The sequence below is a fragment of the Tardiphaga sp. OK246 genome (genome assembly GCF_900188215.1).
GTDB classification, from domain to species: Bacteria; Pseudomonadota; Alphaproteobacteria; order Rhizobiales; family Xanthobacteraceae; genus Tardiphaga; species Tardiphaga robiniae.
On sequence record NZ_FZOX01000016.1, the window covers coordinates 1 to 9,958 of the forward strand.

Annotated in this window: 9 protein-coding genes; 1 reads left to right on the forward strand and 8 read right to left on the reverse strand. The window is 60.1% G+C overall.

Annotation, left to right across the window (positions count from 1 at the left end):
- The 5 genes from CHC01_RS32145 to CHC01_RS31535 form a co-directional block, all read right to left on the reverse strand.
- On the reverse strand, positions 1–95 hold a 95-nt coding region (locus tag CHC01_RS32145), incomplete at its 3' end, for a GTP-binding protein (RefSeq protein WP_139281446.1).
- Between the two features lie 39 nt (positions 96–134).
- Positions 135–2,207, reverse strand: a complete 2,073-nt coding sequence (fusA, locus tag CHC01_RS31520) for an elongation factor G (RefSeq protein WP_089268268.1) — start codon at positions 2,205–2,207, stop codon at positions 135–137.
- Between the two features lie 31 nt (positions 2,208–2,238).
- Complete coding sequence (gene rpsG, locus CHC01_RS31525) at positions 2,239–2,709, reverse strand: 30S ribosomal protein S7 (RefSeq protein ID WP_068731502.1); 471 nt, start codon at positions 2,707–2,709, stop codon at positions 2,239–2,241.
- A gap of 15 nt (positions 2,710–2,724) precedes the next feature.
- Positions 2,725–3,096: a 30S ribosomal protein S12 gene (gene rpsL, locus CHC01_RS31530; protein WP_068731626.1), complete on the reverse strand. Its 372-nt coding sequence runs from the start codon at positions 3,094–3,096 to the stop codon at positions 2,725–2,727.
- 734 nt (positions 3,097–3,830) lie between these two features.
- Entirely contained in the window at positions 3,831–4,229 is a 399-nt protein-coding gene (locus CHC01_RS31535) for a RidA family protein (protein WP_089268269.1), read from the reverse strand.
- A gap of 104 nt (positions 4,230–4,333) precedes the next feature.
- Between CHC01_RS31535 and CHC01_RS31540 the strand changes: the two genes are divergently transcribed.
- A complete protein-coding gene (locus CHC01_RS31540; protein ID WP_502695696.1) occupies positions 4,334–4,936 on the forward strand; it encodes a TetR/AcrR family transcriptional regulator in 603 nt (200 codons plus the stop codon).
- Positions 4,937–4,961: 25 nt separating this feature from the next.
- On the opposite strand, the gene CHC01_RS31545 is transcribed toward CHC01_RS31540, so the two are convergent.
- From CHC01_RS31545 to CHC01_RS31555, 3 genes are all read right to left on the reverse strand, one after another.
- Positions 4,962–6,992, reverse strand: coding sequence for an ABC transporter ATP-binding protein (locus CHC01_RS31545; protein WP_089268284.1), 2,031 nt, complete (start codon positions 6,990–6,992; stop codon positions 4,962–4,964).
- Between the two features lie 124 nt (positions 6,993–7,116).
- Positions 7,117–9,171: an FAD-dependent oxidoreductase gene (locus CHC01_RS31550; RefSeq protein ID WP_089268270.1), complete on the reverse strand. Its 2,055-nt coding sequence runs from the start codon at positions 9,169–9,171 to the stop codon at positions 7,117–7,119.
- 267 nt (positions 9,172–9,438) lie between these two features.
- On the reverse strand, positions 9,439–9,900 hold the full coding sequence (locus CHC01_RS31555; protein WP_089268271.1) for a GNAT family N-acetyltransferase: 462 nt from the start codon (positions 9,898–9,900) through the stop codon (positions 9,439–9,441).
- Positions 9,901–9,958: the final 58 nt, after the last annotated feature.

Consider the following 9,958-nt stretch of genomic DNA (forward strand, 5'->3'; position numbering starts at 1 on the left):
ATCGCCGCCGTCAGCGACGTCTTGCCGTGGTCAACGTGACCGATCGTACCAATATTGCAGTGCGGCTTGTTACGTTCAAATTTTGCTTTGGCCATGACTCTCTCCGTTTAGTCGTCAACTGTCGCTAACGACAATCAGGCAAACTTCTTCTGGACTTCTGCCGACACATTGGCCGGCGCTTCCGCGTAGTGATCGAATGACATCGAGAACGTCGCACGACCCTGGCTCATCGAGCGCAGCGTGTTCACGTAACCGAACATGTTCATGAGCGGCACCATCGCGTTGATGACGTTGGCGTTGCCGCGCATGTCCTGACCCTGGATCTGACCGCGCCGCGAGTTCAAGTCGCCGATGACCGAACCGGTGTAGTCTTCCGGGGTCACGCATTCGACCTTCATGATCGGCTCGAGCAGAACGGACTTGCCCTTCTGCAGCGCGTCGCGGAGTGCCGCGCGCGAAGCAATTTCGAAGGCCAGTGCCGACGAGTCGACGTCGTGATAGGCGCCGTCAACCAGCTGGACATGAACGTCGACCACGGGGAAGCCCGCGACCACGCCCGAGGTCATGACGCTGTTGAGACCCTTTTCGACGCCGGGGATGTATTCCTTCGGAACCGAACCACCGACAACCTTGGATTCGAACACGAAGCCCGAACCCGGCTCGCCCGGCTCGACCACGAACTTGACGCGGGCGAACTGACCGGTACCACCGGTCTGCTTCTTGTGGGTGTAGTCGACTTCAGCGCGCTTCGTGATCTTCTCACGGAACGCCACCTGCGGTGCGCCGATATTCGCGTCGACCTTGTAGGTACGGCGCAGAATGTCGACCTTGATGTCGAGATGGAGTTCGCCCATGCCCTTCAGGATGGTCTGGCCGGACTCGTGGTCGGTCGACACGCGGAACGACGGATCTTCCGCAGCGAGCTTCGCCAGAGCGACGCCCAGCTTTTCCTGATCGGCCTTAGACTTCGGCTCGATCGCGATTTCGATCACCGGCTCCGGGAATTCCATACGCTCGAGAATGACCTGCTTGTCCGGATCGCAAAGCGTGTCACCGGTGCGGGCTTCCTTGAGGCCAGCCAGAGCGACGATGTCGCCGGCAAAGGCTTCCTTGATGTCTTCACGGTTGTTCGCGTGCATCAGCAGCATGCGGCCGATACGTTCTTTCTTCTCACGGGTCGAGTTCACGACACCGGTGCCGCTCTGCAGAACACCCGAATAGATGCGGCAGAACGTGATGGTGCCAACGAACGGATCGTCCATGATCTTGAATGCGAGCAGAGCCAGCGGCTCCTTGTCGTCCGCCTTGCGGAGGATCTCGTTGCCGTCTTCGTCCGTGCCCTTGATGGCAGGAACGTCAACCGGCGACGGCAGATAATCGACAACCGCGTCGAGCAAAGGCTGCACGCCCTTGTTCTTGAAGGCCGAGCCGCAGAGAACCGGGTAGAACGCGCCAGTCAGCACGGCCTTACGGATCAGACGCTTGAGAGTCGCCTCGTCCGGCTCGGTGCCGTCGAGGTAAGCAGTCATCGCCTCATCGTCGAGTTCGACGGCGGCTTCGAGCAGCTTCTCACGATATTCCTTGGCCTTCTCGACCAGGTCAGCCGGAATGTCGACGGTCTCGTACTTCGCGCCGAGGGCCTCGTTGTTCCAGATATAGGCCTTCATGATCACGAGATCGACCATGCCGACGAAGTCGTTCTCCGCGCCGATCGGCAGCTGGATCGCAACGGGCTTCGCACCGAGACGGTCGATGATGTCCTGCAGGCACTTGTAGAAGTCAGCGCCGGTCTTATCCATCTTGTTCGCGAAAACGATCCGCGGAACCTTGTACTTGTCGCCCTGACGCCAGACGGTTTCGGTCTGCGGCTCGACGCCCTGGTTGGAGTCGAGAACGCACACGGCGCCGTCGAGCACGCGCAGCGAACGCTCGACTTCAATCGTGAAGTCGACGTGGCCGGGGGTGTCGATGATGTTCAGGCGATGGCCATTCCAGAATGCAGTGGTGGCAGCGGACGTGATGGTGATGCCACGCTCCTGCTCCTGCTCCATCCAATCCATCGTCGCGGCACCTTCGTGCACTTCGCCGATTTTGTGGCTCTTGCCGGTGTAATAGAGGATGCGCTCGGTCGTTGTCGTCTTACCGGCATCGATATGCGCCATGATACCGAAGTTACGGTAGTCCTCAATGGCATGTACGCGAGGCATGGGATGTTCCTTAAATTCCGGAGTTTCGCCGTTACCAGCGATAGTGCGAGAATGCGCGATTGGCTTCCGCCATCTTGTGCACGTCTTCCCGCTTCTTCACGGCGTTACCACGGTTGTTCGACGCATCGAGCAGCTCAGCCGAGAGACGCTCGGTCATGGTCTTCTCGTTGCGAGCGCGCGCAGCGGTGATCAGCCAGCGAATGCCCAGCGCCTGGCGCCGAATGCTGCGGACTTCAACCGGCACCTGATAGGTGGCGCCACCGACGCGACGCGAACGAACTTCGATCGTCGGCATCACATTTTCCAAAGCCTGCTCGAACACGCCGAGCGGACCCTGCTTGGTCTTCGCTTCGATCATTTCGAAAGCACCGTAAACGATGGTTTCGGCGGCAGACTTCTTGCCGTCATACATGATCGAATTCATGAACTTGGTGACGATGACGTTCCCGAACTTCGGATCCGGATTAACTTCACGCTTTTCAGCTGAATGGCGACGAGACATCGATCAGACCCCGGCTTACTTCGGACGCTTCGCGCCGTACTTCGAACGACGCTGCTTACGGTTCTTGACGCCCTGGGTATCCAGCACGCCGCGGAGGATGTGGTAACGCACGCCGGGCAAATCCTTGACGCGACCGCCGCGGATCATGACCACGGAGTGCTCCTGAAGGTTATGACCTTCACCCGGAATGTAACCGATGACTTCGAAGCCATTGGTCAGACGCACCTTGGCAACCTTACGAAGCGCCGAGTTCGGCTTCTTCGGAGTCGTCGTATAGACGCGCGTGCAAACGCCGCGCTTCTGCGGCGACTGCTGCAGCGCAGGAACCTTCTTGCGCGACTTCTGAATTGCGCGCGGAGTAGCGATCAGCTGGTTGATCGTCGGCATGTCAGCCTTCACCCTTTAGTTCGCTCGAAGCCGTAACGGCTTCCTCAAAATCACATCGGAGCAACCTGCCCCACGGTTCGCATCACGTGAAAAGCTTCACGCAAAACGAAATCACGCCAACCATTCATTGCTGAACGGAAAGCGCTTAACGCCACAGAGGACCGCGATCATGCCCGCCAGACTTACGTCTTTAGGGCTGCACCGAGGTCATGCATTCGAATTTAATCTCAAGAGAGAAGTCTCTCAGGAGACAAACGTCGTTTTGGCATTGCCTTGATATAGCGACAGCGTTTGAGCTTCTTGGTCGAGGTTGGTGCCCGATTAGCTCCGAAAAGCCGATTGGGTGATCCGTTCCGACACTGGCGAAGCTCACCGCCTGTCGTTGAATGGCCGGGTTGTATCCGCAGGGGATACCCAAGTCAACAACAAAGCGCGATGAAAGAAACGCTTCTCGCACTGCATCTTCTAGCATGTGGATCATGACAGAACATACGCGATTTCGACGCCCGCCATGTCATCCACGAAAGAATCCGCGACTCGGATTCGTTGCAGTTTGATGAAAGAGAATCGCCTGGGTTGCGGATTTTTTGCGCCCTGCCCCGCCGACTCGCATCCGATGCAAACCGCATCGCGTCCCGAATTGGCACACCCAACCTGGATCAGCAGCAAATATTACCTGGGATCCGAATGGAGAGGGACACAGCCCACCCCACCCGACACTCACGACCTGCCAATCAAATCGACGCAGGGAGCCGCGCTATAACCTTGATCTCGAAATCGAAGCCCGCCAGCCAGTTGACCCCGACCGCGGTCCAGTTCGGGTAAGGCGGCTCGCCAATCACGGCCAATCGGACGGCGTTGACCGCCGCGAACTGCGTGGCCGGGTCGGTGTGGAAGGTGGTCACGTCGACCACGTCGTCGAATGTGCAACCTGCCGCCTTCAGCACGGCCGCGAGGTTATCGAATGCCAGCTGGACCTGCTGTTCGAAAACCGGTTCCGGCGACCCGTCTTCTCGGCTGCCGACCTGGCCGGAGACAAACAGGAGGTCGCCCGAGCGTATCGCCGCCGAATACCGGTTGATCTCGTAAAGCGCCTGGCGGCCCGCCGGGAAAATCGCGTCACGTTTGGTCATGGTGTCAGTCCTGTTCAAAGATTATATACGCCTCGTATGTCAGAATATTCAGGCATACGTCTCGTATGTCAATACGCATACAGCACGTATGTTATTTTGCGGAGATGACAGTGGTCGCGAGACGACGAGCGGAAATGGTGGAGGAAACCCGGGCCAAACTCATCCGGGCGGCCCGGACAGCTTTCGCCGCCAAAGGTTATGCCGCGGCATCGATGGACGACCTCACCGCCGAGGCCGGCCTGACGCGCGGCGCGCTCTATCACAACTTCGGCGACAAGAAGGGTTTGTTGCAGGCCGTCATCGATCAGATCGATGCGGAGATGCTGGCACGGATGCGCGCTGCCCGCGGTCAGGCGGACACCGCATGGGACGGGTTTCTCAACGAAGGCGTGGCCTATATCGAAATGTCCCTCGAGCCGGAGATCCAGCGCATCATGCTGCTGGACGGCCCCGCCGTGCTCGGCGATCCCTCGCAATGGCCGAACCAGACTGCCTGTCTGCGCACGACAACACAGGCGATTCAACGACTGATCGACGATGGAACGGTCAAGCCTGTCGATGCCGAAGCGGCGGCCCGTCTGATCAATGGCGCGGCGCTCAACGCCGCCCTCTGGATCGCTGCCGCCGACGATCCCCACGCGGTCCTTACGAAAGCTGTCGAGGCTTTCCGCCAGCTCGCGGCGGGTTTGCTGCGAACGGCGGGATGACCACCTCACACATCTTCAGATGCGCTCACTCGTCGTCGTCATCCTCGTCATCATCATCGTCGCTGGCAGATGACCTGTGCCGCTGGTCGTCCCAGAGCTGGCGATAGGTACCGTTCAGCGCCAGCAGCTCCTTGTGCGAGCCGCGCTCGATCGCCTTGCCGCCATTGATGACGATGATTTCGTCCATATCCACCACGGCGGCCAGCCGGTGCGTCGACGAAATCAGGGTGCGGCCCTTGGCGAGTTTGAACAGCGTCTTGTTGAGCGCCGCCTCGGTTGTCTGGTCGAGGGCGGATGTCGCCTCATCCAGCAGGAGTACCGACGGATTGCGGACGACGGCCCGCGCGATCGCAATGCGCTGGCGTTGGCCGCCGGAGAGCGTATCGCCGCGCTCGCCGACCTGGGTGTCGTATTTGTCCGGAAGGCTCATGATGTAGCGATGGATCTCGGCCTTGCGCGCCGCCTGCTCGACTTCCTCGTCGGTCGCGCCTTCCTTGCCGAGCCGGATGTTCTCGCGGATCGACATGTTGAACAGCATGTTCTCCTGGAACACCACGGCCATGTGTCCGCGCAGGGACTCGCGCGTGATCTTGCGGATATCGACGCCGTCAATGGTCACCCTGCCCTCGTCCGGCATATAGAGCCGCAGGATCAGGTTCAGCAACGTGCTCTTGCCGGAACCGGATGGGCCGACAATAGCGACGGTCTTGCCGACATTGATCTTGAGGCTGAGATTGTCGAGCACCGGCTGCTGGCTGTTCTCATACTTGAATGAGACGCGATCGAACGTGATGTCGTTGACGATGCGCGGCAGCTCCGGTGAGCCGGGCTTGTCGGCGCCGCGGGTCGGCTCGTCGAGCATTTCCTCCATGTGCCGCACCGCGGCCGCTGCCTGGATCGACACCGGGATGAAATGCATGACATGGGCGATATTGTAAGACACCTCCCAGAACGCGCTTTCGAAGGTGACGAAGGTGCCGACAGTGATCTGGCCCTTGGTGGCGAGATAGGCGCCGATCGCCAGAACCACCAAATGCAGCAGCAATACCGAGACGGTGACCGAGCGCTCGACCATGGTCGACAGGAAGGTCGCCGCCGCGATCCTGTCGCGCGTTTCGTTGTTGCGTAGCCGGAACCAGCCCATGGTGCGGCGCTGCAGGCTGAAGGCCTTGATCACCGCCTGTGCCGCGATGTTCTCCTGCACCATGCCGAGCACTGAAGCTTCGCTGAGCTTCTGGTCGTAATTGGCCTGCACGGCCTTCGGCGTCAGGATGCGCGGGCCGATCAGTGTGATCGGGAAAATCAGTAGCGCGACGGCGGCAAGCTGCCAGTTCAGATACAGCATCAGTCCGATGCCGGCGATCAGTTCGAGGAACGGCAGCAATGCGCTGTTGGCGAAACTCTTGATGGCCGTCTCGAAAGACGACAGATCGATCGAGAAGCGGGACAGGATCTCGCCGCGCTTGGTGCGGGCGAAATAGGCCGACGGCAGATCCTGCACGTGATCGAACAGACGCGAGCGGACGTCCGTGATGATCGAGGCCGCCAGTTTGGCGTCCCAGCGCTCATACCAGATCGCAACGATCGACGTGACAATGCCGGCGACAGCCAGCACCGACAGGATCTTGAACAACGCGTCGAAATCCTCCTCGCCGAGCGCGTCGTCGATCAGATATTTGAGGCTGAGCGGCATGATGACGTTGAACAGCGTCTCGACCAGAACGCCGAAGCCAACGAAGCCAAGCAGCTTGCGGTACTTGCCGAGCAATGGCCGCGTGAAACGATAGACCGTCCCGAATGCGCCGGCGGCCTCCCGCGCGGTAAAGACGACGAGTTCCTCGTCATCATCGTCATCGAGCTCGTCGTCTTCATCCTCGTCGTCATCATCGACGGCAGGCTTGGCTTTTGCCGTCTTCTCGACAGCCGGCGGTTTCGTGCTGGGAACCGAAGCGGCGGCAGCGCCAACCGGGAGCGCAAACTTGTCATCGAGCGGCGTGGCCGGCTCGGCCGCGTTCTTGTCGTCAGATGGAGGCTTTGGAGGTGGCTTCGACGCCATGGAACGAACCGTTGCTGCACGGTCTTCGACCGCAAGAATCAATGAAGCGGCCCGGACAGCCACGGCAATGATCCTATGCGATCAGAATGTCCTCGGCAAAGCAACCGAGGGCGGATGCTAAAGATCAATCCTCTGCATCGACCTTGTCGAAGAACGAGTAACGCAGGCTGTCCGCGTCGGCATACCAGTGGCCCGGGCCCTTGCCGGCGGCCAGTGTCGCTTCCCACACCGCCTCGGTGCAGTCGCGGCGATGCATCGACAGGTCGAAGCCGTTGCCGAAGAACAGTTCCGACCATTCCCACCAGGTGCCGAGCTTCTTGACGCCGCGCAGCAGGTCATAGCGATCGATCACCGCCGGCGCCATGTCGGACGTGACCGAGCCGAACACGAGGCCGGTCTTCACGACGCGGTTGAGCTCCTGCACGGCCGTCACCACCTGCTTGTCGCTCACGTGACACAGGCTGGTCTCGAATACGAAATCGAACTGCCCAGCCTTGAAGGGCAGATCGGTGATCGATCCGAGTTTGTTGAACTTTTGCAGCGCCTTTGGCGTCCTGGCGTGGATCGCCTTGTTGTTCTCGACACCCCAGGCGTCGATACCCCTGGCACGCAGCGCGCCGACCAGTTCGCCTGATGCCGAGCCGGCGACCAGCAGCTTGTAGCCCTTGGCGCGGCCCCAGACGATCTTGATGAGATTTGTCAGATAGGCCGGGTCGGTAAACTGGCTCCAGACCTCGCTGTAGGGACCGACGCCGCGATAGTTCTGGAAATAGTCGCGATCGATCTTGTCGGAGATCGTCGTGCCATTCTGACCCTGCGCACGGCGCAGGCGCATCATCTCGGTGAGGATAATGTCGGTGGCGGCATCCGACGAGTCGAGCAGACCGTTCAGCGTCGAGTCGAACAGATAATCGCCGACCACGACGAGCCCCGGATGATCCTTCGGCTCTGGCCGGTGATTGGTCATGACGTCGCGCACCGGCATGCCGCCGGGGATCGCGTTGACCGACGACAGCCAGCGATGGATCTTGCCTTCCAGCAGATGCTCACGCGCATCGCCAAACGAGACCGGCAACGACTTCAGCGCGGCATCGATCAGCTCATCATCTGTGAGGTTGGCAAAGGCCAGCGCATCGGAGCCTGGCACCAGCCAGTTCAGCACGCCGTGCTTGCCGACATCGTGGCGCGCGCCCTCGTTATAGACACAGCAGCCGTCGAAGGCTTCCGACATGAACCAGGCGCCGGGAATCTGATCGCCCCAGAACGGCGTGTCGAACAGCAGCGAGATGCGCAGATAATGCGCCGGGCGGTCGAAGTAAGAGACGTGCTTGACCATCGACTTGCGCAGCTGCTCGCCGTCCCAGCGCATGGTCGCCAGCCATGAATGCGGCAGGCACATCACCACGAGATCGAAATCGCGGGTGTCCGGCCCCTTGCCGTTCATCATGTCGAGCTGATAGCGGCCCTGCTCGGTCTTGCCGACCTTGAGCACACGGTGATTCAGCCGGATGTCGGCATCGACTTCCGACTGCAGGCAGGAGATCAGCTGCTCGTTGCCGTTCTGGATCGAATAGAGGCCGATATAGCCATCGACATCCATCACGAAGTTCTTCAGCGCATTGAGGCCGTTGGTGTTGTGCGTCTCGGTCGCGATGTCGGAGCGCGCCATCACCTTCAGGAAGCGCTTGGCAATGGGATCGCTGACTTCCTTATCAAGCAGCTCCTCGGCATTTATCCATGCCCAGGGGTGTTCGTTGTCGTGCGAACCGACGCCTTCGTAATATTCGATCGGCGACACCATGCTCGCGCACTTCTTGCGGAAGGCTTCAATGGCGGCTGCGGTTTTGGCGCCGTATTTCTTGCGCATGCCCGGCACGTCGTTGAGCAGCTCGCCGTCCAGCTGCACCTGCTCGGCATCCATCGGAATGGTCTGCAGGCCGAAATGCTGTATCAGCTCGCGCAGCGGATCCGGCCCTGTCATCGAGTAATCGTAGATTTCCGCAACGCCAGCTTCGTACATGGCTGGCGCCGTATCGAACTTGCGCGTGAGAATCTTGCCGCCGACGCGGTCGGACGCCTCGTAGATAGTGACACGACAGAGATCGCCGAGCTTCTTCTTGAGATACCAGGCGCTCATCAGGCCGCCTGGGCCACCACCAACAATTGCAAGATCGAGCATAGGTTTCTTTCACGCGTCGTGTCTGCCGGCAGCAATATCCGGCAACGGTCGATGTATCGCATTCCCAGCCAAAGCGGAATCCGCTGACGCTGCAAGGCTGGCCCGTCGACCCCGTCGACTCGCGCTAACCCCCTCCAAGTGAAAACATTTTTCAGCTGAAGGAAAGATGAACAAAAGCATGTAGTGCGCCGCAACACACGCCAGACGCGAAAAAGGCTGGCTTTCGCCGGCCTTTTCCATGGCATTGATGTGATCTGTAGTGGCAGGTCAGTTGGTCGGCGACAAGACACGCTCCATGACGATGGTCCGCTCCTCACCGTGATAGGCCTCGCGAACGGCCGTGAAGCCCAGTCTCGCGTAAAAAGCCTCTGCGGTGACCGTCGCCGGAACCGTCAAAATCCCAAGCTGTCGTTCGCGGGCGACCCTCTCGATCCGCTGCACCAGCAAACGGCCGATGCCGCGCCCTTGCACGTCCGGCAAGACGAACATGGTCCGCAGGGCCTGCCCATCCAGGCTCGCCGTGCCGACAACACGATTGTCCATCTCGGCAACGAACACATCGCGCTGGTCGATCAATCGTTCGACAGCCGCGGGGCTGAAACTGAGTTCAACCCGCGCGATGATATCGGCCGTGTAATCCTTCGCATTGGTTTCGCGCAGCGCGCGGATGATGACGCGGCTGATACCTGCTGCATCGCCGGCTTGAGCCGGCCGAATATCGCATGTCATCTGACCGCTCTCCGTTTCCAACCGAATGAACAGATCAAAACGAGAAAGGGCCAGCTTG